The 24,861-nt window shown below is 58.2% G+C and carries 21 protein-coding genes; 11 read left to right on the top strand and 10 right to left on the bottom strand.

Annotated elements, in window-relative coordinates:
• Positions 1–25 precede the first annotated feature (25 nt).
• The 6 genes from urtE (at position 26) to ACO0LO_RS20505 (ending at position 5,406) form a co-directional block, all read left to right on the top strand.
• Positions 26–724: an urea ABC transporter ATP-binding subunit UrtE gene (gene urtE, locus ACO0LO_RS20530; protein ID WP_422966880.1), complete on the top strand. Its 699-nt coding sequence runs from the start codon at positions 26–28 to the stop codon at positions 722–724.
• A 7-nt stretch (positions 725–731) separates the two neighbouring features.
• On the top strand, positions 732–1,625 hold the full coding sequence (locus tag ACO0LO_RS20525) for an urease accessory protein UreD (RefSeq protein WP_422966878.1): 894 nt from the start codon (positions 732–734) through the stop codon (positions 1,623–1,625).
• Between the two features lie 44 nt (positions 1,626–1,669).
• On the top strand, positions 1,670–1,972 hold the full coding sequence (locus ACO0LO_RS20520) for an urease subunit gamma (RefSeq protein ID WP_422966876.1): 303 nt from the start codon (positions 1,670–1,672) through the stop codon (positions 1,970–1,972).
• A 9-nt stretch (positions 1,973–1,981) separates the two neighbouring features.
• Entirely contained in the window at positions 1,982–2,287 is a 306-nt protein-coding gene (locus tag ACO0LO_RS20515; protein WP_422966874.1) for an urease subunit beta, read from the top strand.
• Complete coding sequence (gene ureC / locus ACO0LO_RS20510) at positions 2,284–3,981, top strand: urease subunit alpha (protein WP_422966872.1); 1,698 nt, start codon at positions 2,284–2,286, stop codon at positions 3,979–3,981. The genes ACO0LO_RS20515 and ureC overlap by 4 nt, the downstream gene beginning before the upstream one ends.
• A 102-nt stretch (positions 3,982–4,083) precedes the next feature.
• Complete coding sequence (locus ACO0LO_RS20505; protein ID WP_422966870.1) at positions 4,084–5,406, top strand: TRZ/ATZ family hydrolase; 1,323 nt, start codon at positions 4,084–4,086, stop codon at positions 5,404–5,406.
• Positions 5,407–5,408: 2 nt separating this feature from the next.
• Here ACO0LO_RS20505 and ACO0LO_RS20500 read toward each other — a convergent pair whose 3' ends face one another.
• The 3 genes from ACO0LO_RS20500 to ACO0LO_RS20490 form a co-directional block, all read right to left on the bottom strand.
• Positions 5,409–5,858, bottom strand: a complete 450-nt coding sequence (locus tag ACO0LO_RS20500; protein ID WP_422966869.1) for a hypothetical protein — start codon at positions 5,856–5,858, stop codon at positions 5,409–5,411.
• A 143-nt stretch (positions 5,859–6,001) separates the two neighbouring features.
• Positions 6,002–6,802, bottom strand: a complete 801-nt coding sequence (locus ACO0LO_RS20495) for a substrate-binding periplasmic protein (RefSeq protein WP_422966867.1) — start codon at positions 6,800–6,802, stop codon at positions 6,002–6,004.
• Between the two features lie 266 nt (positions 6,803–7,068).
• On the bottom strand, positions 7,069–8,466 hold the full coding sequence (locus tag ACO0LO_RS20490) for a CoA transferase (protein ID WP_422966865.1): 1,398 nt from the start codon (positions 8,464–8,466) through the stop codon (positions 7,069–7,071).
• Between the two features lie 105 nt (positions 8,467–8,571).
• Here ACO0LO_RS20490 and ACO0LO_RS20485 point away from each other — a divergent pair, with 105 nt between their 5' ends.
• Entirely contained in the window at positions 8,572–9,804 is a 1,233-nt protein-coding gene (locus ACO0LO_RS20485) for a citrate synthase (RefSeq protein WP_422966863.1), read from the top strand.
• Positions 9,805–9,823: 19 nt separating this feature from the next.
• Here ACO0LO_RS20485 and ACO0LO_RS20480 read toward each other — a convergent pair whose 3' ends face one another.
• The gene (locus tag ACO0LO_RS20480) at positions 9,824–11,062 is read right to left on the bottom strand and encodes a nucleoside recognition domain-containing protein (protein ID WP_422966861.1); all 1,239 of its coding nucleotides are present in this window, start codon (positions 11,060–11,062) and stop codon (positions 9,824–9,826) included.
• A gap of 136 nt (positions 11,063–11,198) precedes the next feature.
• Positions 11,199–11,852, bottom strand: coding sequence for a DUF1345 domain-containing protein (locus ACO0LO_RS20475; RefSeq protein ID WP_422966859.1), 654 nt, complete (start codon positions 11,850–11,852; stop codon positions 11,199–11,201).
• 281 nt (positions 11,853–12,133) lie between these two features.
• Here ACO0LO_RS20475 and ACO0LO_RS20470 point away from each other — a divergent pair, with 281 nt between their 5' ends.
• From ACO0LO_RS20470 to ACO0LO_RS20455, 4 genes are all read left to right on the top strand, one after another.
• Entirely contained in the window at positions 12,134–12,454 is a 321-nt protein-coding gene (locus ACO0LO_RS20470; protein WP_422966857.1) for a hypothetical protein, read from the top strand.
• The gene (locus ACO0LO_RS20465) at positions 12,451–13,314 is read left to right on the top strand and encodes an HDOD domain-containing protein (RefSeq protein ID WP_422966855.1); all 864 of its coding nucleotides are present in this window, start codon (positions 12,451–12,453) and stop codon (positions 13,312–13,314) included. Before ACO0LO_RS20470 ends, ACO0LO_RS20465 begins: the two co-directional genes overlap by 4 nt.
• A gap of 181 nt (positions 13,315–13,495) precedes the next feature.
• Positions 13,496–14,476: a diguanylate cyclase gene (locus tag ACO0LO_RS20460; protein WP_422966854.1), complete on the top strand. Its 981-nt coding sequence runs from the start codon at positions 13,496–13,498 to the stop codon at positions 14,474–14,476.
• A gap of 122 nt (positions 14,477–14,598) precedes the next feature.
• Positions 14,599–16,863, top strand: a complete 2,265-nt coding sequence (locus ACO0LO_RS20455; RefSeq protein ID WP_422966852.1) for an AsmA family protein — start codon at positions 14,599–14,601, stop codon at positions 16,861–16,863.
• A 105-nt stretch (positions 16,864–16,968) separates the two neighbouring features.
• On the opposite strand, the gene ACO0LO_RS20450 is transcribed toward ACO0LO_RS20455, so the two are convergent.
• The 5 genes from ACO0LO_RS20450 to ACO0LO_RS20430 form a co-directional block, all read right to left on the bottom strand.
• Positions 16,969–17,649, bottom strand: coding sequence for an OmpW/AlkL family protein (locus ACO0LO_RS20450; protein WP_422966850.1), 681 nt, complete (start codon positions 17,647–17,649; stop codon positions 16,969–16,971).
• Positions 17,650–17,667: 18 nt separating this feature from the next.
• Positions 17,668–19,197 carry an alpha/beta hydrolase family protein gene (locus ACO0LO_RS20445; protein ID WP_422966848.1) on the bottom strand — a complete coding sequence of 510 codons (1,530 nt, stop codon included), beginning with the start codon at positions 19,195–19,197 and terminating at the stop codon, positions 17,668–17,670.
• Between the two features lie 329 nt (positions 19,198–19,526).
• Positions 19,527–22,667, bottom strand: a complete 3,141-nt coding sequence (locus tag ACO0LO_RS20440) for an efflux RND transporter permease subunit (protein WP_422966846.1) — start codon at positions 22,665–22,667, stop codon at positions 19,527–19,529.
• 3 nt (positions 22,668–22,670) lie between these two features.
• Positions 22,671–23,897, bottom strand: coding sequence for an efflux RND transporter periplasmic adaptor subunit (locus ACO0LO_RS20435; protein WP_422966844.1), 1,227 nt, complete (start codon positions 23,895–23,897; stop codon positions 22,671–22,673).
• A gap of 462 nt (positions 23,898–24,359) precedes the next feature.
• The gene (locus tag ACO0LO_RS20430; protein WP_422966842.1) at positions 24,360–24,824 is read right to left on the bottom strand and encodes a DoxX family protein; all 465 of its coding nucleotides are present in this window, start codon (positions 24,822–24,824) and stop codon (positions 24,360–24,362) included.
• Positions 24,825–24,861: the final 37 nt, after the last annotated feature.

Here is a 24,861-nt window from a genome sequence, read left to right as displayed (position 1 = left end):
AGACAGATAAAAATCAGGAAAAACCATGCTGCAAGTAGAACAGATCCACCAGCACTACGGCTCCTCGCATACCTTGCGCGGCATTTCTCTGTCCGTCAAAAAGGGAGAATGCGTCACCCTGCTGGGCCGCAACGGCGTCGGCAAGACGACGCTGCTGAAATGCCTGACCGGCGTATTGCCGCTGAGCCGGGGCAGCGTGTCGCTGGACGGCCAGGATATCAGCAAACTGGCGCCGCACCAGCGCGCTCGCCGCGGCATTGCCTACGTGCCGCAGGGCCGCGAAATCTTTGCGCGGCTGACCGTGGAAGAAAACCTGCGTATGGGCATGGCGACGCTGCCCAGCAAAAAAGCAGCAACGATCAAGGGCGAGGTCTATGAACTGTTTCCCGTACTGAAGGAAATGCTGCACCGGCGCGGCGGCGATCTGTCCGGCGGGCAGCAGCAGCAACTGGCGATTGCCAGGGCCTTGCTGGCGGAGCCCAAGCTGATCATCCTGGACGAACCGACCGAGGGCATACAGCCGTCCATCATCAAGGACATAGAGCGAGTGATACGGCTGCTGCGCCAGCGCGGCGACATGGGCATCCTGCTATGCGAACAGTATTTCGACTTTGCGCGCGCGCTGGCCGACAGCTTCCTGGTGCTGTCGCGCGGCGAGGTCGTTGCCTCCGGCGCACAAGATTTGATGGATAGTGATGACGTGAGGCGTCACTTGGCGGTATAGTTTTGGCATGACGCGCACTGAGCTTCCCCCAGATTCCCTGCCTGACCTCCCCGCTCCCGCCAAAGCGCACTGGCAGGCCAGCCTGCAGCTTGGCTTTAGCAACGACCAGGGCACGACCCGGCTGACCGAGCGTCTGCACAGCGGCCCGCTGCGCGTGCAAAAACCGTTATACCCCGAAGGCGGCCAGACCTGCCATGCGATCATCATTCACCCGCCGGGCGGCGTGGTCGGCGGCGACATACTTGACATCAGGGCGCGCGCAGGCGAAGGCAGCCATGCGCTGATCACAACGCCGGGCGCCGCCAAATGGTACCGGAGCAATGGCTACACGTCGCAGCAGCGCGTGCAGCTGGAAGTTGCCGACGGCGCAAAGCTGGAATGGCTGCCGCAGGAAACCATCTTTTTTGATGACGCCAGGGTTGATTTGCACCAGTCCATACACCTGGCGCGCGACGCCCGCTACATCGGCGGCGATATACTGTGCTTCGGCCGAACCGCATCCGGAGAAACCTACCGCAGCGGCAAGATCATGCAGCACAGTGAAATCCGTCGTGAAGGCCGATTGATCTGGTTTGAGCAGGGCAGCCTGGCGGGCGGCACGTCTTCGATGGGCAGTCCGCTGGCGCTGGCGGGGAAAACCGTATGCGCGACCGTGATCGCAAGCGGCAACAGCCTGGATGCCGCTACCCTGAGCCTGCTGCGCGAGCAAACCCATCAGCTGGTGCAGGACAGCGAGCAAGGCGCGCTGACCGGCGCCAGCCAGCTGAAGTCCCTGGTCGTGGCCCGGTACCTGGGCAACTCCAGCGAAGTAGCAAAGCACTGGATGACAGCCGTATGGCGGCATCTGCGACCCACTGTCATAGGCATGGCAGCGGTTGCGCCGAGAATCTGGAACACCTGAACACACCGAAGTAAAAAGCAGTACCCGGACAAAAAGGAAAACCCATGGACCTGACTCCCCGTGAAAAAGACAAGCTGCTGATCTTTACCGCCGCACTGCTTGCGGAACGCCGCAAAGCCCGTGGCGTCAAGCTGAACTACCCCGAAGCCGTGGCACTGATTACCGCCGCCATCATGGAAGGCGCCAGGGATGGCAAGAGCGTTGCCGAACTGATGTCCGAAGGCACGCAGATATTGACCCGCGCCGATGTCATGGACGGTATTCCAGAGATGATACCGGACATCCAGGTAGAAGCGACTTTTCCCGACGGCACCAAGCTGGTGACCGTCCATCACCCCATTCCTTAGGCGGACATCATGACTCCAGGCGAAATGCTGATAGAACCCGGCGACATAGAATTGAATGTCGGCCGCGCGACGGTGACGGTCGCGGTCTCCAACGGCGGCGACCGGCCCATACAGGTTGGCTCCCATTTTCATTTTTTTGAAACCAATCCCGCGCTGCAATTCGAACGCCAGGCAGCCTATGGCATGCGCCTGAATATCGCCGCCGGTACCGCGGTACGTTTTGAACCGGGCCAGCAGCGTACGGTGGAACTGGTCGCGCTGGCCGGCGACCGCAAGGTCTATGGTTTTAACGGCAAAGTGATGGGTGCGCTATGAAAATCTCGCGGCAAGCGTATGCAGAAATGTTCGGCCCCACCACCGGCGACCGTATCCGCCTGGCGGATACCGGTCTGTTCATTGAAATTGAAAAGGACTTTGCGGTGTATGGCGAAGAAGTGAAGTTCGGCGGCGGCAAGGTCATCCGCGACGGCATGGGCCAGTCGCAAAGACCGCATGCTGAAGTGATGGACACGGTAATCACCAATGCCGTGATCCTGGATCACTGGGGTATCGTCAAGGCCGATATAGGCCTGAAAAACGGCCTGATAGCCAAGATAGGCAAGGCCGGCAACCCGGATATCCAGTCCCACGTAGATATGGCCATCGGCGGGGCAACCGAAATCATCGCCGGCGAAGGCATGATCGTTACAGCGGGCGGTATCGACTCTCATATCCATTTCATCTGTCCGCAACAGATAGAAGAGGCGCTGATGAGCGGCGTCACGACCATGCTGGGCGGCGGCACCGGCCCGGCGGTGGGTACTGCAGCGACCACCTGCACACCCGGCCCCTGGCACATCCATTCGATGATCATGGCCGCCGATGCCTTTCCAATGAATCTGGGGTTTCTCGGCAAGGGCAACGTCAGCCTGCCGCTGCCCTTGCAGGAGCAGGTCAATGCCGGCGCGATTGGCCTGAAGCTGCATGAAGACTGGGGCACGACGCCGGCCGCCATCGACAACTGCCTGACCGTGGCCGACGAAATGGACGTGCAGGTCGCCATCCATAGCGACACGCTGAACGAAGGGGGCTTCCTGGAACATACGCTGGCTGCGTTCAAGGACCGCACCATCCACACCTTCCATACCGAAGGTGCGGGTGGCGGCCATGCTCCGGACATAATCGCCGCGGTCGGTGAATCCAATGTATTGCCGTCATCGACCAATCCTACCCGTCCCTATACTGTCAACACGCTGGACGAGCATCTGGACATGCTGATGGTGTGCCACCATCTGGATCCCTCCATCGCCGAAGACATTGCTTTTGCAGAATCCCGTATCCGTCGCGAGACCATTGCCGCCGAAGACATCCTGCACGACCTGGGCGCGATCTCGATGATGTCGTCCGACTCTCAGGCCATGGGCCGGGTCGGCGAGGTCATCATGCGCACCTGGCAAACCGCGGACAAGATGAAAAGCCAGCGCGGCTCACTGCCGGAAGACAACAGCCGCAACGACAATTTCCGCGCCAAGCGCTATATCGCGAAGTACACCATTAACCCGGCGATTACGCACGGCATTGCGCATGCGGTCGGCTCGCTCGAAGTCGGAAAGATTGCCGATATCGTGCTGTGGAAACCGGCGTTCTTCGGCGTCAAGCCGTCGATGATACTCAAGGGGGGCATGATCGCCGCGGCGCAGATGGGCGACCCCAATGCATCAATACCGACTCCGCAGCCCGTGCATTACCGCATGATGTTCGGCGCCTTCGGCGGCGGCCTGAAGAAATCCTTTACCTTCGTATCGCAGGCGGCATTCGATGCGGGACTGGGCGAACAATTGAAGCTGAGCAAGACGCTGATCCCGATCAGGAATACGCGCAACATCCGCAAGAAGGACATGATCCACAATAGCCTGACACCGAAAATGGAAGTGGATTCGGAAACCTATGAAGTCAGGGCCAACGGTGAATTGCTGGTATGCGAACCGGCCAAGGTATTGCCGATGGCGCAGCGTTATTTCCTTTTCTAAGTCAGCTTAAGCCGATTTAAGTTGACCTAAGTTGCCGGAGCCGGCCTGCAGGGCACACTGCAGACCGGCTATAATTGGACATTGAAACCTGAGCTTACTTCCATGTCCGACACCATCTGCCTCCACCCCCAGTGGCTGATCCCGGTTGAGCCCCGCGCCACCGTACTGCATAACCATGCGCTGGTCATCGAGGGCGATAAAATCGCCGCCCTGCTTCCCGGCGAACAGGCACGCCGGCAATATCCCGATGCAAGACACCTGGAATTGCCTGAACACGCGCTGTTGCCAGGCTTCGTCAACCTGCATGCGCATTCTGCGATGAGCCTGCTGCGGGGTCTGGCAGACGACCTGGCGCTGATGAACTGGCTGAACCATCATATCTGGCCGGCGGAAAAGAAACACGTATCGGATGAGTTCGTCTACGACGGCAGCATGCACGCAATGGCCGAAATGATACGCGGCGGCACCACCACCGTGAATGACATGTACTTTCACCATGAAGCCGTCGCGCGCGCCGGCCTAGCGGCAGGCATGCGCACTGTCGTCGGCTGCAGCATCCTTGAATTTCCCACCGGCTATGCGCAGGATGCCGACGAATACCTCCGCAAGTCGCTTGCCGCGCACGAAGCGTTTGTCGGCCAGCAAGGCGTGGACTTCAGGCTGGCTCCGCATGCGCCGTATACAGTAGCGGATGAGACCTTCCGCAAGATCATACGGCTGGCGGAGCAGCATGGACTCGGCATCCATTGCCATATCCACGAAACCGGCCAGGAAATAACAGACAGCCTGAAGCAATACGGAAAACGTCCCTTGCAAAGGCTGCACGAGCTGGGCCTGCTGACGCCGCAGCTGATTGCAGCGCATGTCGTGCACGCCAATGATGAAGAGCTGGCACTGCTGGCAGCGCAGGGTGTGCACGTGGCGCACAACCCCGCCAGCAACCTGAAGCTGGCCTCGGGATTTGCGCGCATCAGCGCAATGCAGGCGGCAGGTGTCAATGTCGGCATAGGCACGGACGGCGCCGCCAGCAACAACAAGATAGACCTGCTGGGAGATCTTCGCATGGCGGCATTGCTGGCAAAGGCGGAATCGGGCAACCCGACTTCGCTGAATGCCGCCGCGGCGCTGGAAATGGCAACTCTGTCCGGAGCGCGGGCACTCGGCAAGGGAGACAGTATCGGCAGCCTGGTGGCGGGCAAGCAGGCGGATGTGATCGCTATTGACTTGTCAGCGCTGGAAACGCAGCCGCTGTTCGACCCTGTATCGCAGGTTGTCTATGCTGCCGGCCGCGAACAGGTCAGCCATGTATGGGTTGCCGGCAAATGCCTGATGCAAGACCGGGAACTGACGACGCTGCACCTTGGGCAGTTGGGCGACAAAGCGCGCTGGTGGCAGCAGCGGATTACCGGTCAGCTCGCCTCATAAATTTAGCCAGCTTGCAGATAGATCGCAAACCCGGTCAATAGCAGCACCGCATACGGGAAAGCCACGGTCGGACGCAAGGCGCTGTTGACATACTCCATCAGCAAGCCGGAAGTGTCTTTCCTTGATGCCAGCCATTCGGAATGCAGCTGGAAAGCGGTGCCTTCCGTCTGCATGCCGCGCTTCAGCAATCCTTCCACACGCAAGATGCGCTCTCCCAGTCGGGATTGGAAGGTCCTCATGATTCCCTCCTGCAGCCACAATACGCAGAGCACGACTGCGGTCAGCAGCATGTTCAGCCCCAGCACCAGCGCCAGGATAAACAGGCCGACGCCGGCGAGCTTCAGCCATAGTCCGCTGGTTTCGTAGTGTTCGTAATTATTTTGCAGCGTGCTCCATTCCTGCGCCAGCGCCTGCTTTTCCGTCATCGACATATCGCCCCTTGTGAAATTCATTGAACGCGCAGGCTCGCTGACTGCGTGATCACCGCCTAGAGTATACGACAAGCAGCGGATAAGCAGCGGATAAGCAGCGGATAAGCAGCCGATGGAGTGTGTCGGGAATCGTGGCGCCGGGTGGCCGGCGCCGGTTGGGAACATTAATTCGTATCCCGCAGGATGCGTGAAATATCGCCCGATCTTTTTGCGCGCAGGATGGACACATTCATTTTATCGATGATGCCGTCGTCCTTGTCCGCCTTGATCGCAAAATAGATATCCACCGTCTGCAAGGGTTTGCGCAACACCGTGAACGAAGTGCCCGGAGCCAAGGATTGATCATTCATCTGGTCGGCGATGAAGCGATTGATAAGGGCAGCGACTTCGTCGGGATTGGATTCCCTGTGGCTGAACAGCATGACATCCATGCGTCTGCGCGCCAGTTTTTGCAGTCGGGAAGACAGCGAGGCGTTATCCTCCTCCAGCCGGAATACCTTGTTCTTTTGCTGATCGAATTCGTCCCCATAGCTGACGCCGCGCACTACGCCCACTGATCGGCCCTTCAGATCGGCCACGCCGCTGAAAGGAAATGCGCTGTCGCTGCGCGTCACCAGCCATACATAGCTGGCGAACACCGGTTCCGTAAAATGGAATACCTGGCTGCGTTCCCTGGTTTTTGCCAGCCCGAAAACCAGGCCCTCGCCGTCGCGCGCGTTGGCGAGGGCGCGCGGCCAAGGGTAGATGCGTATGTCGAACTCTACGCCGATGTCCTGCTCTACCACGTTGAAAATGCGTCGCCATTCCTTCAATAGTGGAATAGGGTTGCCTTGCTCGTTTTTCATTTCTCCCACCAGCATATTGACTTTCGGCGGGGCAGCAAACGCCATGGCGGCCCATAGTGCGGACGCCCCGATGACAAGTCTGGTGAAGGTGGAGTAGCGAATTTTGTTTTCCTTATGCAATAAATCATATGCACAGGACTGACAAAATAACAGAATAAGAAGGCCTATTTTCTGGTTTTATAAATCAGTAACAATTTTCCCCCATTTTTTAAGCAATTTTCGACAGCGGCGATGCGCTTTTACTATCGAGAGCCGCCAGGAGCATTATTTATTGTTTATACGGTATTTCAATTTAGGCATCACCACATAATATGCATACCGGCCGGAGGCGGCCGTGAACGCCCGCATTGCCCGTATCGGCCTCGGTCAGGCGCTTGCCCTACAACTCACCAAGCAGCGGCATGCGTGCCCAGCGGAACCGGCGGCTTGTCAAACCCCGGCGGGGTCAGGTTCATCTGCTCCACCGGCGCCACTGCGCTAACCCGGCCGAAGGGCGACTCCATCACGTGCAGCGACGCGTTTATTTCCTGCTGCGTCAGCTCCGCAGTGGGCTGGCCGGGCAAAAGGCGCTCCTGGCTTTGCAACCAGTTTCCGGTCTGTGCCAGCGACACTCTCACCAGCCAGCTGCCGCCCTCTTCCGCGCGCCGTTTTAGTGCCGTCATCGCACCGAACGCCGCCAGGTAGCCAGTCGCATGGTCGAGCGCCTGGCATGGCAGCTTCCCAGGCTCCGCCAAGCCGGCAGCCCGGCCCTCTGTGTACGCAATGCCGGTAGCAGATTGCACCAGGCTGTCAAAGCCGCGCCGCCCTGCCCAGGGGCCGGCATGGCTATAGGCGGACAGGCTGACCTGAATCAGCCCGGGGCGCAATGCGCATAGTTCCTCCGATGTAAATCCCAGCCCGGCAAGCGCGCCAGGCCGGTAGGCCTGCAAGAATATATCTGCGCCCCCTATCAATTCCCGCAGATTTTCGCGGCCCTGCACGGTGCGCAGGTCTAGCTGTGCAGATCGCTTGCCGCGCCCCGTATCGATCACCAGCGGCGCGATATCCGGCAAATGCGCCGCGCTGATCGCCAGCACTTCGGCGCCATGCTGCGCCAGCGTACGGCCGGCAACCGGTGCAGCGATCACACGCGACAGGTCCAGCACCCGCACGCCGGACAATGGCCGCGCGGCAGATGTTTCGCCTGCCTGCCGCGGAGGCTCTGCCGGCGCATCGCCCATGCGGATAATTTCCAGCAGCGGCAAGCCGGCGATGGCCGCCGCCTGCGGATGCGCTTGCCACTCCTGCGGACTGCGTATCAGGGCGGCACACATGCCCTGTTGCGCCAGGCGCTCATCGAGTTCGGCCGCACTCCACTCCCTGATCGCAGCCGCTACCGCGCTGTGGAAATTCTCGCATCGCAATACCTTCAGCACACCGTCGCGGTGATGCGGGAAATTGGTATGCAATTGCAGCCAGCGGCCATCGCCCGCCTGGAAGTAGCCTGTCAACGGGTTGCGTATTTCCGCCGGCGGTTTGCCATCCACCGTCAGGTAGCGTTCGCTGCGGAACATGGCCAGCGCCTTGCGCATGGGAACCTGGATCTGCTGGCGCTGCCCTGTCCTCAGACGCCAGAATTCCGCCGCGGCCAGCGCCTGCGCAGCAATGCTTGCCGATGCCAGCGGGCCTACCTGGAAGACCGAAGGCAGCTGCGTGTCCGCCTCCGTAAAACTGACCATGGCGGGCGCGGAAGCGTCGCCGCCGCCCAGTTGCCAGAATGATTGCAGTGCTGCATGCGCATCCATCGCGTCCTCCGTTTATTGAAGATATGGAGTAGTCTATTGACTGCATCCATTTAGCGTCAATATTGATTGAACCGATCAATATAAATATTTATTTTCTTACTACGCATGAAGAAAACCCTGTCCGCCGCCGAAGCTGCAAGTGCGCTCGGCATTAGCCTGCCTACACTATATGCCTATGTCAGCCGCGGCCTGCTGCACTCGATGCAGGAAGACGGCGTGCGCAGCAAACGCTACCTGCAGGAAGAGGTATTGCGGCTGGCAGCCCGCAATACCGACAGTAAACGGGCAGGCCGTGCCACCGAACGCGCGATAGACTGGGGCGTACCGGTGCTGGAGTCGCGCATTACGTTGATCGCGGACGGCAAGTTGCTGTACCGCGGCCATGATGCCGGCGTGCTAGCGCAGCATGCGAGCCTGGAACAGGTCGCGCAGCTATTGTGGGAATGCAGGGAGGAAGATTTATTCCGTAAAGAAAAAGGCGGACAGACTGTACCGGCCAAGCTGTGGCAAGCCTTGCAGGCGCCGCTGGCAAAGCTGCCGCCGCTGGACCGCGCAATGTCGCTGCTGCCGGCCATCGCGCCGCACTTGCAGCATACCTGGGGCCGTACTGAGGCGGCCATGGTACGTTCCGGCGCGACATTGATGCAGGCGCTGGCAGCAGCATTGGCCGGCAGCGCCATCAGCGATGTGCCGCTGCACCAGCAACTGGCACAGGCCTGGCAATTGGATGAAAAAGATGCCGGCCTGCTGCGTATGGCGATGGTGCTGTGCGCTGATCACGAACTGAACGCCTCTACATTCACGGTACGCTGCGTCGCCTCTACCGGCGCCAGCTTGTATGCTGCCGTCACTGCAGGCCTGGCGGCCTTGTCCGGGCCGCGTCACGGCGGAGAAAGCCTGCGCGTGCGGGCCTTGCTGGAGGCCGCGCTGGAACAGGATGACGTGCCCAGGTTTTTATCGGAACGGATACAGCATGCCGGGGCCGTGCCCGGCTACGGACATGTACTGTCCGGGTTTGGGCATCCGCTATACCCAAATGGAGATCCGCGCGGCAGGCTTTTGCTGGAAATGCTGCCGCACTTTGCTGTACAGGATAAGGCAGCAGCGCTACTTGCGGTGGCCGACGCCGGGCAGCGCGTGACGGGCTTGCATCCGAACGTGGACTTTGGGCTGGCTGCACTGGAGCTGGCGTGCGGCTGGCCGAAGGCGGCAAGCCAGGTGCTGTTTGCGTTGGGACGTTCCGCCGGCTGGATAGCGCATGCGATGGAGCAGGTAGCCGACGGCCGGTTGATCAGGCCACGGGCGAGATATGTCGGAACCTTCGATACTTTGAGCTAGCCAAGGCTGGGACGGCTTACTAGTGAAAGAACAGGTAGGCCACGAAAATTGCCGCCACCACGCCCGCGAAATCCGCCAGCAGGCCGAAGGAGATTGCGTAGCGTGTCTTCTTGATGCCGACCGAACCGAAATACAGCGCAACGATGTAGAAGGTGGTATCCGCGGAACCCTGGAAGATGCACGCCAGCCGACCGACGAAGGAATCGACGCCATAGGATTTCATCGTATCCACCATCATCGCCTTGGCGCCGCTACCGCTCAGCGGCTTCATCAGTGCCGTCGGCAACGCCGGCGTAAAGTCGGTATTGATACCCATGTGGACAAACACCCAGTTAAAGCCGGACACAATGAACCCCAGCACCCCGGAATTGCGCAGCACGCCGATGGCGACCAGCATGCCCACCAGGTAAGGAATGATTGTCAGCGACGTCTGGATACCGCCTTTGGCGCCTTCGATGAAAGCTTCATACACGTTGACCTTCTTGCGCATGGCGCCGGTAATAAAGGCCACGATGATGGAAAACAGGATCAGGTTGCTGCTGACCTTGGAAAATACTTCGATCTCGGCGCGGCTCATGTATTCGCTCAGGTACCAGACCAGGCCGACGATGAAAGCGGTAATGCCGCCCAGCCAGCCCAGCACGACGCCGTTCAGCAGGTTGATGCGCTGCTTGATCGCCACCGCTACCAGGCCCACGAAAGTAGCGACATAGGTCGCGATCATGCAGGGAATGAAGACGTCGGAGGGATCGCGCGCGCCCAGCACCGCCCTCTGCGCAATGATCGCCAGCGGGATCAGCGTCAGGCCGGACGTATGCAGCACCAGGAACATGATCTGCGCGTCGGTGGCTTCTTCCTTGTTTGGGTTCAGGCTTTGCAGACTCTCCATCGCCTTCAGGCCGAAGGGGGTTGCCGCATTGTCCAGCCCCAGCAGGTTGGCGGAAAAATTCATCACCATGTGGCCGGTGGCCGGATGATCCTTGGGTACGCCGGGAAATATCCGGGAAAAAAACGGCGCAATGATCTTCGCCAGAAGGTTGATCGCGCCGGCCTTTTCGCCGATGTTCATGATGCCCAGCCACAGCGTCATCACCCCTGCCAGCGGCAGCGCAATTTCCATGACGCCGATGCGGGCGGAATCGAAGGTGCCGTCGACAATGCGCTTGAATACTTCGACATCGCCAAGGAAAATCCACTGCCCGAGCGCAGCAATGAAACCGACCAGGAAAAATGCCGTCCAGATGTAATTAAGTACCATGTCGCCGCACGAGTATGTCCAAAGATGCTAGTTTGTAACATGAAACAGTGAGGTGACCGTATGAATTTTGCAGCGCGGTGTATATATTCCCGTCATACCCGACCGCACTGCCGGCGTCTGAAACGGGCGCCCGGCCTCAGGAAACCAGACCGGCCGCGATGTTGATCGAGAATCCCAGTATCGCGGTATTGAACAGGAAGCCCAGCACGGATTGCGCCAGCACCGTCTTGCGCATTTCACGCGAAGTCACGGCGATGTCGGATGTCTGCACCGCAACGGCGATCGTAAAGGCAAAATACAGGAAATCCCAGTAGTCCGGCTGGCTTTCGTCATCCGGGAAGCGCAACGGCCGGCAGGCATCGTCCGACTGGTAATACAGCAGCGCATAATGCAAGGTAAAGATCACTCCCAGCAGGCACCAGGAACCCAGTACTGTAATCCCGGTAAACACATACTTCATCACGCGCACGTCCGCCGGTTGGCCCTTCAGCTGCGCCAGCTCATAAATGATGGCGACCAGGCTGATGGTCGCCGCAGTGGACAAAATACCCAGCACCGCATAGGCGCTTTCGTCTTCCCTCTCCGCAATCTGACGCACGCTTTCATGGTTGGCGCAGCTCATCAGCCAAGCGACCAGCACAATGTAGGACCAGACAGCCACATTCCAGCCCAACAGCGCGCGCGAAACCCAGCCCCAGGCTGCGGGGGTAATGAACACAATGGCAACGCCGAGCAAAAAGGTAAATATCAGGCGCGGACGAGTATGGAAGACTTGCGGGACGGAAATCATAAGCAGTGGATTGCGCCTTGGAGGGTTAAGTAAGTATTTATGGGGTTAAAAGAAGGAAAGACGGCGTACGATGCTTACTGTAACGGGCTATCGCCACTGCGTCAGCGGGAAAGCGCACGCATTCGGCGCAAAGAACGTCCAGATTTCCTGATAAGGTTAACAAAAATAACATTAAGCAACATCTCTATATAGGCGCAAATGGAAAAAGCCGTACAATCATGGCAAACTTTTATTACACTGTTCTTTATACAGTGTTTATATACACGTTATTCGAGATCATCATGATAAACCGGCATCGTTATTTGCCAATTTCCAAAGTCAGTCCGGGCATGACCCTGGCCGACGATCTGCTGGACAAGCAGGGTTACATCCTGCTGCCGGCGGGCACGACGCTGACGGCCGGCATGCTGAAGTCCATCGGCCAGCATGCGATTCCGCAATTATCCATTGCGCAGGAAAGCCTGTCGGAGCAAGAACAGATTGTCGACTATCAGCAAAAGGCCGACAGGCTGGACGTGCTGTTTCGCCAGGGCCCTTACCCTGCGCCCACCAGCCTCCTGCATGACTATGTGCGCAATTACCGCAGGGCGGAGGCGGAATGAACCTGCCACCATCCGACCAGCAGCACCAGATATCGCTGGATGAAGTAATCGCCCAGATCCGGGATCTGCCGACACTGCCCGCCGTTGCGCAGGAAATGCTGAACAACCTGGACGACGATGACCTCAGCCTGGACAAGATCGCCGAAAAAGTATCAATGGACCAGTCGCTGGCCGCAAAAACGCTGCGCCTGGCGAATTCCTCTTATTTTGGCTCCAATTCCAAGGTAGTCACCCTGCAGCAGGCGGTCGCCATGCTGGGCGTGAAGAACGTCAAGAACCTGATACGGATGACGATACTAACGACCAGCTTCCCGGTATCGCGCTGCAAGGGCTTCGATTTCAAGGCATTCTGGCAACAGAACATCGCCACTGCCGTCTGCGCCGAACTGATTTCCCGCACGCTGCACATGAAGCACGACTTCGCGTTCACTGCGGGCCTGCTGCATACGATAGGCCGGCTGGTGCTGGTTACCCGTTTCCCGGACCAGTACCAGGAAGTGCTCAGCTATCGCAAGCAGCATGACTGCCAGTTGCTGGAGGCAGAACGCAAGGTGATGGGCGTGGACCATGTGCAGGCAGGCCAGGCGCTGGCGGCGCACTGGAACTTCTCGGAAGCGATCCAGGACGCGATACTTGGCTACGCCGAACCGGGCATTGAAGACCTGAGCCCTATTGCTGCCATCATTCACATTGCCGACGCCATCGTACACGCACTGGACCTGGCAGGCCTGGAAGACGACCTGATGCCAGTCGTCTCCGAAGCTGCCTGGAATATCGTGGCGCTGGGGGAAGCCGACTATCATGCGATCTTCCATGAAACCGAAATGCGCTTCGATGCGCTGAACCAGATCGTGCAGTAAAAACCCGCACCACGCTCAGCATTAAAAGTTGAGCGTGGTGTTAAGTATTGTCAAATCCGACATAAATAAATACATGATGCCGCAAAGCCCCTGTGCAGGGGCTCAAGCTTTCGTTATAGTAATCAAGTGAGAGGCGGCAATCATTTTATTTGTAGTGGAAGAGGCGACTTTGGAACACTTGATGCACTTTGGCAATACCAACTACAAGCTCAGCGACATCCATTTATTCCGGGACATCACAGACGACAACCTTGGGGTCATCGGCAATATCCTCAGCAAGTGTGACGTCGTCAAGGCCAAGGCGGGACAGGTCGTGCTGGACGTCCATAGCTCCGGCGCGCGTCTGTACATCGTGCTGCAGGGCGCGCTGGGCATCACCAAGCTGGACCTCGGGCTGGACAATACCAACCTGATCGAGAACGCCATCACCCAGTACCTGCCGGGCGAGTGCGTCGGCGAAATCTCGGTGCTGGATGAGGAAATCCATTCCGCTACCATTGCCGCCATCCTCGACAGCGAATTACTGGTGATTGAAGCGGAAACCATGTGGCGCCTGATCGATGAGTCCAACGGCGTGGCGCGCAACCTGCTGCAGCTGCTGTCTTTCCGCATCCGCGCCGCCAATGCACAAATCCGCAACCGCCAGAAAGTGGGCGAGTTCTACCGCCAGATGTCGATGATAGACGGCCTGACCGGCCTGCATAACCGCGCCTGGCTGAACAACCAGTTGCCCAGTCTGATAGACAGTGCACATGCAACGGCCACGCCGATCAGCATCATCATGGTGGACCTGGACCATTTCAAGCGGTTCAACGACGAACACGGCCATCTGCTGGGCGACGATGCGCTGCAAAGCGCCGCCAAGGTGCTCAATGCCGGCCTGCGCCCAAGCGACTTTGCCGCCCGCTACGGCGGCGAGGAAATGATGGTCATCCTGCCCAATACGGCCGAGCAGCCGGCCCTGGCAGTAGCAGAAAGGCTGTGCGCCCGCCTGCGCAAGACGCGGGTCTTTGCCGACATGCAAAAGCCGCTGCCGCACATCACCGCGTCCTTCGGCCTTGCAACGCTCGGCGACGGACAAGACGGCAAGGCCCTGATCGCCGCTGCCGATGCGGCGCTGTACCGTGCCAAGGAAGCCGGCCGCAACCGTGTAGCAACCTGAAACATCTTTGCAAGGCAGCTTACAAGAGTTCCAGGTAGCCAGTCGGCGGCTTATGGTAGAGTAAATGCCATTCGTGCCTGCACGCCGCTGCGGGCCTAGCTTCCTGCTACCCGGTCCTTGCCATGAACAAGCTCGTCAAGATCATCGGACTCTCGCTGTTGCTGCTGGCGCTGCTATTCGGCGCGCTGCTCGGCTACCTGGCATTTGGCTTCGATGCCAACCAGTTCAAAACCCGTATCGTCCAGCTCGTCAAAGACAAGAAGCAGCGCACGCTCAGCATCGACGGTGACATCAAACTCAGCGTGTTCCCCAGCCTGGGCGTGGACCTAGGCAAAACCAGCCTGTCCGCGCGCGACAGCGAGGCCGGCTTCGCCATGCTGAAATCCGCGCACATCTCGCTGGCGCTGCTGCCCCTGCTGCGGAAAGAGATCGTACTCGACAGCATAGCGATAGACGGGCTGGAACTGACGCTGGAACGGCATGCAGAAGATGATGCGGCATCCGGCAATGCAGACGACCTGCTGCACAAGGACGAAGCAGCCGGCGATGCAATGAAATTCGACATCAAGGGCATCGCGCTGACCGGCGCCACCATCCACATTGAGGATACCGTCAATCACGTATCGGGCAGCCTGAACAAGCTGGATTTCAGCAGCGGCAGGCTGACCGACAAGGTCGCGACGGAACTGAAATTTTCTACCGAACTGGATTTCCGGCAACCGGCGCTGCAAGGAAAAATCACCGCGCAAACCGGTCTGCTGTTTGATCTGGAAACAGGCATGGCAGAACTCAGTAATCTGGATCTGTTTGCAAAAGGCAGCATGGATAACGATGCCGGCAAGGCTTTCGACATCGTCGCCAAGGCAGACGACCTGAAATATAACGGGAAAACTCCTGCGCTGACAGTAGTCGGCCTGGCGTTGACTGCCAAGGCCCCACTGGGGCAAGACAAGGCGGAACTGAACCTGGAAGCGCCCAGGCTCGCCATAGACCAGAACAGCGCTGGCGGCGATACAGTCAAAGGCAATTTTACGCTAAGCGGAACACGCAGTCTGGAGCTGGGCTACCAGCTCAGCGGCATCAGCGGCACCTCGCGGGAACTGACGATAAAAAACCTGGCACTGAACCTAAGCCAAAAGCAAGGCGCGCGCACCATCTCGGGCAAGATAGAAAGCACGGTGCGCGCCCAGCCCGGGCTGCGCTATGCCAGCTTGCCGGATATCAATGCCAGTCTGAAAGTGGAAGATCCCGGCATGCCGCAAAAAACGCTAGCCTTGCCAGTGACCGGCAAGCTTGATATAGATCTTAAAAAGCAGACGCTGGCCGGCAGTCTCCACAGTCGCTTTGACGACAGCACCATCAACGGCAGTTTCGCCGCGGCGCAGTTCGGCCGGGCCGGCACACAGTTTGAACTGGCGATAGACAGATTGAACCTGGACCGCTATATGGCACCCGCTGCGGCGGAGAAAATACCCGCATCGGCGCCACCAGCAATAGCGCAGCCGGAAAAACCTCTGGACTTGTCGGCGCTGAAAACCCTGCAGTTGAACGGCAATGTGCAGATCGGCCAGTTGCAGTTGAAAAAGATCAGGTTTAGCGATGTGTCCTTGCCGCTCAAAGCCAGCCAGGGCAAGCTGGAAATGGCGCCGCTGTCCGCCCGGCTGTACCAGGGAGCACTCTCCGGCAGCGCCGTCGTTGACGCCAACACCAACCACTTTGCACTGCGCACGACACTGACGGACGTCAGCGTCAATCCCTTGCTGAAAGATGCGCTGGGCCATGACATCCTTGAAGGGCGCGGCAAGCTGGTGCTGAACCTGAATACCGCGGGTACAACCGCCAGTGCAATGAAGCGGGCATTGGAGGGGGACATATCCGCGGAACTGCATGACGGCGCGGTGAAGGGCATCAACCTGGCTAAATCGCTACGCGATTTCAAGAACAGGATATTGGCAAAATCAGATCAACACCAAGCTGCCAGCACCGCGGAGAAAACCGATTTCTCCTCATTGTCGGCATCCATGCATCTTCAGGACGGCATAGGGAAAAGCGACGATCTTTCACTCAAATCCCCGTTCCTGCGGGCGGGAGGCAACGGTACGCTGAACGTCGTCAACGGCAGCCTGGACTACACGGCCAACGTCATTGCCGTCAATACGGCCGCCGGGCAAGGCGGCGCAGAGCTGGCGCAGCTGAAAAACATCACGGTACCGGTGCACATCAGCGGCCCTCTGACCGCACTGGGCTACAACATACAGTGGAGCGCGATTGCCGGCGATGCGCTGAAATCCGCGATTGCCGAAAAAGCGAAACCCGTGCTGGATGAAAAGAAACAGGAACTGAAAAGCAAACTGCAGGATAAGTTGAAAGGCTTGCTCGGCAGGTAGGCATATGCTCCGCATAAAAATGCCTTGCACATAAAAAAACGGGATCCGGAGCTTGCTCCGGATCCCGTTTTAACAACAGCGTCGATTCAGCTTTTTAAAAAGCTCTTAGAAACTATATCCAGCTGTCATCGTGAACACGACAGGGCTGAAGTTGATGATGGTCTTGCGTTCTATGCTGCCTGTGGTTGCCGTCAGCGGAGACTTGACGTCTGCCGTTGCGATGGAGCCCAGCAGGAACCAGCGGTTGGTAATGTTGTACTTGGCGCCAACCTGCGCAGCCCAGCCGGCAGAATCCTGCAGCTTGATCTTGGTCGGACCGCCGGCAGCCAGATCGCCGGAAGGCGTCGAACGCGCATCGTAGAACTGGGTGTAATTCAGGCCCAGGCCGACGAAAGGACGGAAAGCATTCGCTTCATCGCCAAAGTAGTAATTGACGAACATCGTCGGCGCGCGCTGCTTGACCTTGGCGATGACGCCGAATGGCGCCAGCGTGCCCGTGCCGCGGTTGTTGTGCTCAGGTGGAATGCCCAGCGCCAGATCGATATCCACGTTGGCTGTCAGCCTGCGTGTATAGCCGATGTAGACGGTATTGGCGTTTTCCACCGTCAGGCCGGCAGGCTGCGGCGTCAGGAAATCCGGGCCGTTGCTGGACAGGCTGGGCGCGTCGGAGTGAACGGCGATGTGCGCGTAACCGATGCGGACGGTATTAGGGAAATTTTCATCCGCCAGTGCTGACAGGGAAGCCAGCGCAAGCACGGAAGCAATAGCGATTTGTGTTTTTTTCATGATCTTTTTATCCTCGCCTTAACGTGCCAGAACTTGTTGGAAGAACCCACGCGCCGCTGCATTGCAGAACGGTGGCACCAGTGTGGCGTGGTAAGCGCCAGCTACCGCAACTGCAGGGTTTTGACCGGCGGCAGTGGCAGCAGCAATCACGCCAGCCTTAGCCTGGGCGAAGCCTACCTTGGCTGCGGCAAAAGGATCGGCAGCGCTGGTAGGAGCGGAATCCACATCCAGTACCGTCAGGCCTGCAGCCGGATAGCCTTTGGCCAGGAAGAAGCCGGCGGTAGCCTGGGTGCTCGCGAAGAACACGGTAGGGTCGCCATTGCCGCCGCACATCATCACAGGAACGTTAGGTACATAATTGCGCAGATCGTTTTTCAGGCCGTCTTTGCGGAAAGGGCTGGCCGGTGTGCAGTTCAGAGGATCTGCCGGATTGGCGCCGCAAGGATTAGCCTGCATATCCGCCAGATAGGCATTGCGGAAGCTAGTCTTGACCAGATTGCCGTCGCCGAAGAAAGCAGCAAATGCCGGTGTGGCAGGGCCTGGCAGCGAATCTTTTGCAAACAGCGCGGTCTGCGGCAATTTGCCCGACGTGAACAGGCCGGTCAGCGTCAACGGGCCTGGCATCAGCGTTTCGATACCTGTCGCATACTTGGCTTCATAGATGTCGCTAGGCGAGGAATACAGGCCGCCATAGGATTTCTGCCAGCTGGTGGTGATCAGCGGGATGAATACCGTGCCGCCGGCATTGGGAGCGCCGCTGAACACGGTGTCGCCCAGCAAGCCCAGCGCATACGGGCCGGACATGCCGGCCAGCGCCGTCACTTTGAATTCACTGGCGTAAGTAGTCTGCATTGCGCGTTGCGTTGCCATCGCAACGTGGCCGCCTTGCGAGTAACCGGCGATGACCAGCTTGCCGGAATCGGAAGCGCCAATGGTCGCGAATGCCTTGCGCGCGGCGCGCAGCGAATCCACCATATCGTTGGCGGACTGTTCAGCGTTCAGGTAAGGTGTGTAAGGCAGCGAGGAAACGTCGTAGCCGGCATAGTTCGGAGCAACAACGATAAAGCCCTGTGCAGCATACATCGCAGCAACCAGTGAGGATTCTGCGTTGTCGCGAAGGTTAGCCATGTTGAAAGATTTTTCAACCGTGGTGCCGTGTGCATACAGGACGACTGGGCGCGGGCCTGCGCAGGCAGGATCGGTGCCTGACGGCACCATGATGGCGCCGGTCGCATCGGTCGCTTCGTTGGCGCCGCCGACAGTGCCGTACTTCATGTAATAGGTGGTGATCGCGCATTTCGGCACACCGGTAACCTGGGTAATGCCCGGCTGGCCGGCTTCGAGCATGGCCTTGAACACAACCGGATCGAGTTTGGTGACAGCCGTTCCGTCAGCCTGCGGGATAGGCACCAGGTTAGGCGGGTTCGCAACGAGCGAGCCGCGCGCCAGTGTGGTGTCCAGTGTCGGGCCGGGAGTACCGTCTCCGCCGCCGCAGGCGGTCAAAACAGCAGCTGAGAGCACGCCCAGCGCAAGGGTGTATTGACGCATCTTTTGTCTCCTATGATAGATTTTATGCAAGTAATGGAACGGTCGTTCTAAAACTTATCCATTAGTATGTCATTTGAGTAATATGGCGCATAGTGAAAAATACAATTCCATACAATTCTAGAGTAAACCTTCTGGAAAAAACAACGCACTACGGGCAGCGCCGGTAGTGCGTTTCAGGGCAAGCAAACATATCATTTAAATGAAATAGCTATTTCAAATCAACTACCTGCAAACCCCGGCCTTTCATTGCAGAATCCTTCCTGCATCGCTACAGCAAACCGGCAGAACGACCAAACGGGCTGCGATTCTTACCGATCTGTTGCTTTTCGTCAAGCGGCATCCGCCTCGGTATGCGCCGCCCCGGAACCAGGAGAAGTGACAGGCGCAACGTGGGTTTTGCCGCCGAAGTATTTCTTGCCCCATAAGCCCAGCTTGTCCATATACGAATAGGCGATGGGCACCACCAGCAGCGTCAGCATGGTGGAGGTGATGATCCCGCCTATCACCGCCCTGCCCATCGGCGCCTGTGATTCGGCGCCGTCGCTCAGGCCTATCGCCATCGGCAGCATGCCGAAGATCATCGCCAGCGTGGTCATCAGGATGGGCCGCAGGCGTACCTGTCCGGCGGCCATGATCGCATCATGCTGCGACATGCCTTTCTTCTGCGACTGGTTGATGAAATCCACCAGCAGGATCGCGTTCTTGGTCACAAGCCCCATCAGCATGATGAAGCCAATAATGGAGAAGATGTTCAGCGTGCTTCCCGTTACCAGCAACGCCAGCAAAACGCCGATCAGCGAGAACGGCAGCGACGTCATGATCGCCAGCGGCTGCAGGAAACTGCCGAACTGCGAGGCCAGGATCAGGTAGATGAAGATCACTGCAATCCCCAGGGCCGCCACCGCCGAGCTGAAAGAATCCTGCATGTCCTTGGTCTGTCCGCCGACATCAAAACGGTAGCCGGGCGGTAGCTCTATGGTCTTGATCAGGTTCTGCACGTCGCCGCCCACGTCGCCGGCCGGGCGGCCTTCGACGTTGGCGTAGATTGCAGCGCGCCGCTCCAGATCCTGCCGCTTGATCACGCGCGGGCTGGTGCCGGGAATAAACTGCACGACCTGACGCAACGGCACCATGATGGGCTTGCCGGTAGCATCCAGCCTGTCGCTGGCAATCGACAGCTCGCCAAGGTCGGATATCTTCTGGCGGCCTGATTTGGGCAGTTGCACATTGATTTCATAGTTCTGCCCATCAGGCGCGAGCCACTGACCCAGCGTATCGCCAGCAACGAAAGGACGCAACGCCGAGCCGATCTGCTGCACCGACAGGCCGAGATCGTTCGCCAGTTCATTGTTGACCTTGACCAGCACGGTAGGATTGGCGCCTGTCAGGCTGCTTTCCAGATCGGCGATGCCCTTGATAGCACCCATCTTCAGGATGATCCTGTTCACCACTTCCTGCAGCTTGTCCGCTTCGGGTCCGAGGATCGCAACGTAAATCGGCTTGTTGAAACCTACGCCCAACTCTATGCCTGGTATATTTTTCAGACGCTGGCGTATCACCATTTCCAGTTCCTTCTGCGATTTCCTGTGTGTCACGCGCGGATCAGTGAGCTTCAGCGCCACCTGGGCGGTATTGCGTTCGCCGTCAATGCCAATGCTGGTATTGACCGACACAATCTCAGGCATGCCCTTCAGCGACTCTTCCACCTGGTGCGCCTTGCCATCCGTATAGATGAGGCTGGAACCTACTGGCGTCTTCAGGTTCAGTGAAATCTGGCTGTCATCGGTGTCGGGCGTGAATTCAGTGCCTATCATCGGCAACAGGAAAAAGCTGCCGGCAAACAGTGCAAACGCCACCAGCAGCGTAGTTTTTTTCCACGCCAGCACGCCTTCCAGCATGCGCCCGTACAACACATGCACCTTGTCCAGCCCATGCTCCATGCCGTCCATCATTTTTTTCAGCCACGGCAGGCGTTTAAAGCGATTCTCGACAGGGTCATGCCATACCGAAGACAGCATAGGATCCAGCGTGAAGCTGACAAACAGCGACACCTGCACCGCAACGGTCACCGTCACGCCAAACTGGAAGAAGAAGCGGCCTATCATGCCATCCATGAAAGCCACCGGCACGAACACCGCAACAATCGCAAAAGTCGTCGCCATCACCGCCAGGCCGATCTCGTTGGTTCCGTCTTCCGCCGCGCGCCTGTGATCCTTGCGCATGCCGAGATGGCGCACGATGTTTTCCCTGACCACGATCGCATCGTCGATCAGCAAGCCTATGCACAGCGACAGCGCCATCAGCGTGAGAAAGTTCAGCGTAAAGCCAAACGCCTTCAGCGCGATGAAGGTTGCAATCACCGAAATCGGCAATGTCAGGCCAGTGATGATCGTGCTGCGCCATGAATGCAGGAACAGGAAAACAATCAGCACTGTCAGGCCTGCGCCCTCCAGTATCGTTTCCTTGACGCCGGCCAGCGATTTCTTGACGTTGTCGGCATTGTTATAGTTGACGACGATGTTCACGTCCTTGGGCAGACGGCTGCGCAGGTCGCTGATCGCCTCCATGATGCCGTCGCCGACCTTGACGATATTCGCGTCCTGGATCTTGGTAATAGCCACGCCAATCGCACGCTGGCCGTTGACGCGCGAGATCGAAGTTTCCTCGCGCTCGCCATCCGATACATCCGCCACCTGCTCCAGATAAACCGGCGCCCCGGCATGGCGGGCGACGATGATCTTGTTGAAGCCGCGCGGGTCGGAGATCTTGCCCTCCAGCCGCACCAGCTGATCCTTGGAGCCCTGGGTAATCAGGCCAGCCGGCATATTCTGGTTGGTCGACTGGATCGCCGTCAGCACTTCATTGACGCCGACATTATTGGCCGACATGCGGTCCGGGTTCAGCGACACCTGCACCTGGCGTACTACCGCACCGCGCACGTCCACCCTGCCCACACCCTGCACCCCCTGCAGCTTCTTGCTGATGATCTGGTCCGTCATCGTCGACAACTCACGCAGGCTGCGGGTCTTAGAGCTGATCGACAGCTGCACTACCGGCTGTTCATTACCGTCACTGCCACCTTTGACGATCAAAGGCTCCTTGGCTTCCTTCGGAAATCCCGTGCGTATCTGCGCTACCTTGTCGCGCACTTCCTGGATTGCCTTATCAGGGCTGACAGTCAGCTCAAATTCAGTCCAGATGCCGACCCGGCCTTCGTACGAGCTGGCCAGGATACGTTTGACGCCGCTAATCGTGTTCAACACCTGTTCCAGCGGCTTGGTCAGGTCATTCTCGACGATTTCCGGCGACGCGCCCGGATAGGCAACTTCCATCCACACACCCGGCGACTGCACGTCCGGCATCTGTTCCAGCCCCAGGCCGCGGTAGGAAAACAGGCCCAGCACCACCAGCGCTACCATCAGCATGGTGGCGAAGACCGGATTCTGTATGCTGATTTTAGTGATCCACATGGCTTAACCCTTTGTCGAAGACGCGGGAACTACGGGAGATGCCGAACCGGCGACGGCCGCCGCTGACGGCAATTTCGGCATTGTCACCTTGCTGCCCGGCTTGATCTCATCGAGCTTGGCGGAGATGACCTGGGCGCCGGCCTGCAAGCCCTCCAGCACTTGCACGATACCTTCGTCTTCATTACGCAGGCCCAGCCGCACGGGCTGCTGCTCGATCTGGTTGTTGACAACCTTGTAGACAACGTCCTTGCCGTTTTGCAGGCGCATGGCACTCAGCGGCATGACAGGGAAGGCGCCGGTTTTCTCCAGCGTCAGGTTGCCTTTGGCAAACATGCCGCCTTTCAAGGCGCCGTCTGTATTGTTAACTTCGATATACACGAGCATGGAGCGCGAACCGGCCTCGGCTGCCGGATTCACGCGCGCTACCTTGCCGCTGAAACCGCGGTTATTAAAGCCATCCACATTGAAACTGACGGTCTGGCCTATCCTGATGCGCGGAATTTCACTGGAAGGCACCTGTGCCTCCAGGATCAGCTGCGACAGGTTGACGATTGTAAACAAAGCACTATCAGGCGATACTTTTTCACCGGCCTGCACGCTGCGCTTGCTGACAATGCCATCCACGGGCGCCTTGATCAGCGTATCTGTAACTGCGATCTGCGCGACCTCACGCTGCGACAGCGCGGATTTCAAACTGGCCTGTGCCAGTTCCACGCCGTTGTGCATCGTATCAAATGCATTCTGTGAAATATATTTTTGCTGCAACAGGGTTTCATTATTCTGGCGGTTTTTCTGCGCCAACGACAATTTTGCCTTGGCTTCATCCACCAGCGCTTCCTGCGTCGTCAAACGGGCGCGCAGGTCGGCGCCGTCGAAACGGGCGATGACCTGCCCTTTTTTGACAGGCATACCTTCCTGCACCAGGGTTTCCAGCACTTCGGCAGCGACCTTGGAGCGGACGGTTGCCTGGCTGACCGGCATCAGGGAGCCGGAGATCGGCAGGTTCACAGCGACCTCGCGCAACTTGATCTGCGTCACATCCGCGGGCGCCAGCTCAAACACCACTTCTTTCTTGGCATCGCCCTTGTTCGGCGTGTGCGCCTGTGCCGACGTATTTTTCGAATACATCATCCAGCCTCCTCCGGCAATACCAATGACTACCAGGCCAATGACGGGAATGCGCCAGCGGCGACGGGAAGGAGGGGCTAACTGTATGCTGTCTGTCTTCATGATTTTACTTTTATAGTGTGTGTTTGCTGTACTGCACCAGAGCATTGCGGGACCTGCGCGGCCCATTGCTACAGCTTAGTACGCTTGCGGCGTATGCTGCTTTGAAATGCTGGATAAATCAATTGCCAAGTGAGATTTTTATCATTTTCGCCACCCTAGTTTTCAATGGTCTTTATATTCCCGCGAGCTGCAAGGTTCAGACCGTACATTTGCAAAGAAGTTCGCCGAGTCCGGCCATGCATCAACTATTTGCGGATGGTGGCACTGTAAGATAAACAATGCAGCCGGGCGACCTGTATGCGACGAACTGCATAAATCGGCGGCCAGAACAAAAAATGCGGGGATGAGTGGGGAAAATCACGCAATCAGCAGTTTACACGTGCTGAAATGCAAAACGCCCGCTACGTGGAGCAGCGGGCGTTGAAACGGATGAGCTTGCTTTTGTTTTATTGCGCTCGAGCGCTAGCGATTCCGCTGCCTGCCGATCCAGCTATCCAGCGACAACTTGCCAGGACCAAATGCCATCAGCACCAGCAATAAAATGCCCCAGTACATGTGGTCGTTGATCGCTGCCGGGCATTCAAATTTCCATAATTGCGGATAAGAGATCACCGCCATCGCATTGACAAAGAACAAGCCTAGCGCCGCAGGCCGCGAAAACAGCCCCACGAACAGCAGCACAGGAAACACCAGTTCACCACCGGCGCCCATGACGGCCGCGAAGTCAGGCGGCAACAGGGGAACCGTATATTCTTCGCGAAACAGCGACAGCGTGCCGTTCCAGTCTCCTATTTTGACCATGCCGGCCTTGAAAAATTGCCAGCCGACAAACAGGCGCAAGGCCAGCGCGATCAGCGATCCGCCCCATAATTGCAAAACGCCGTCAAAGCGGGTGCTAAGCCCATGCAAACGCAAGAGTCCATTCATGTTTTTTTCCTGTTGATTTTATCGATTATGCTGCGTT

Origin of the sequence: Undibacterium sp. TJN25 (assembly GCF_049339885.1) — a bacterium.
Classification (GTDB): Bacteria; Pseudomonadota; Gammaproteobacteria; order Burkholderiales; family Burkholderiaceae_D; genus Undibacterium.
Note: the sequence above shows the minus strand (reverse complement) of the source record. Positions and strands in the feature narration are given on the sequence as shown.

What these genes read in the sequence shown, in the direction of transcription:
- urtE (WP_422966880.1), top strand. Translation starts at nt 26, where the DNA reads ATGCTGCAAGTAGAACAGATCCACCAGCACTACGGCTCCTCGCATACC.
- ACO0LO_RS20525 (WP_422966878.1), top strand. Translation starts at nt 732, where the DNA reads ATGACGCGCACTGAGCTTCCCCCAGATTCCCTGCCTGACCTCCCCGCT.
- ACO0LO_RS20520 (WP_422966876.1), top strand. Translation starts at nt 1,670, where the DNA reads ATGGACCTGACTCCCCGTGAAAAAGACAAGCTGCTGATCTTTACCGCC.
- ACO0LO_RS20515 (WP_422966874.1), top strand. Translation starts at nt 1,982, where the DNA reads ATGACTCCAGGCGAAATGCTGATAGAACCCGGCGACATAGAATTGAAT.
- ureC (WP_422966872.1), top strand. Translation starts at nt 2,284, where the DNA reads ATGAAAATCTCGCGGCAAGCGTATGCAGAAATGTTCGGCCCCACCACC.
- ACO0LO_RS20505 (WP_422966870.1), top strand. Translation starts at nt 4,084, where the DNA reads ATGTCCGACACCATCTGCCTCCACCCCCAGTGGCTGATCCCGGTTGAG.
- ACO0LO_RS20500 (WP_422966869.1), bottom strand. Translation starts at nt 5,858, where the DNA reads ATGAATTTCACAAGGGGCGATATGTCGATGACGGAAAAGCAGGCGCTG.
- ACO0LO_RS20490 (WP_422966865.1), bottom strand. Translation starts at nt 8,466, where the DNA reads ATGGATGCGCATGCAGCACTGCAATCATTCTGGCAACTGGGCGGCGGC.
- ACO0LO_RS20485 (WP_422966863.1), top strand. Translation starts at nt 8,572, where the DNA reads ATGAAGAAAACCCTGTCCGCCGCCGAAGCTGCAAGTGCGCTCGGCATT.
- ACO0LO_RS20480 (WP_422966861.1), bottom strand. Translation starts at nt 11,062, where the DNA reads ATGGTACTTAATTACATCTGGACGGCATTTTTCCTGGTCGGTTTCATT.
- ACO0LO_RS20475 (WP_422966859.1), bottom strand. Translation starts at nt 11,852, where the DNA reads ATGATTTCCGTCCCGCAAGTCTTCCATACTCGTCCGCGCCTGATATTT.
- ACO0LO_RS20470 (WP_422966857.1), top strand. Translation starts at nt 12,134, where the DNA reads ATGATAAACCGGCATCGTTATTTGCCAATTTCCAAAGTCAGTCCGGGC.
- ACO0LO_RS20465 (WP_422966855.1), top strand. Translation starts at nt 12,451, where the DNA reads ATGAACCTGCCACCATCCGACCAGCAGCACCAGATATCGCTGGATGAA.
- ACO0LO_RS20460 (WP_422966854.1), top strand. Translation starts at nt 13,496, where the DNA reads ATGCACTTTGGCAATACCAACTACAAGCTCAGCGACATCCATTTATTC.
- ACO0LO_RS20455 (WP_422966852.1), top strand. Translation starts at nt 14,599, where the DNA reads ATGAACAAGCTCGTCAAGATCATCGGACTCTCGCTGTTGCTGCTGGCG.
- ACO0LO_RS20450 (WP_422966850.1), bottom strand. Translation starts at nt 17,649, where the DNA reads ATGAAAAAAACACAAATCGCTATTGCTTCCGTGCTTGCGCTGGCTTCC.
- ACO0LO_RS20445 (WP_422966848.1), bottom strand. Translation starts at nt 19,197, where the DNA reads ATGCGTCAATACACCCTTGCGCTGGGCGTGCTCTCAGCTGCTGTTTTG.
- ACO0LO_RS20440 (WP_422966846.1), bottom strand. Translation starts at nt 22,667, where the DNA reads ATGTGGATCACTAAAATCAGCATACAGAATCCGGTCTTCGCCACCATG.
- ACO0LO_RS20435 (WP_422966844.1), bottom strand. Translation starts at nt 23,897, where the DNA reads ATGAAGACAGACAGCATACAGTTAGCCCCTCCTTCCCGTCGCCGCTGG.
- ACO0LO_RS20430 (WP_422966842.1), bottom strand. Translation starts at nt 24,824, where the DNA reads ATGAATGGACTCTTGCGTTTGCATGGGCTTAGCACCCGCTTTGACGGC.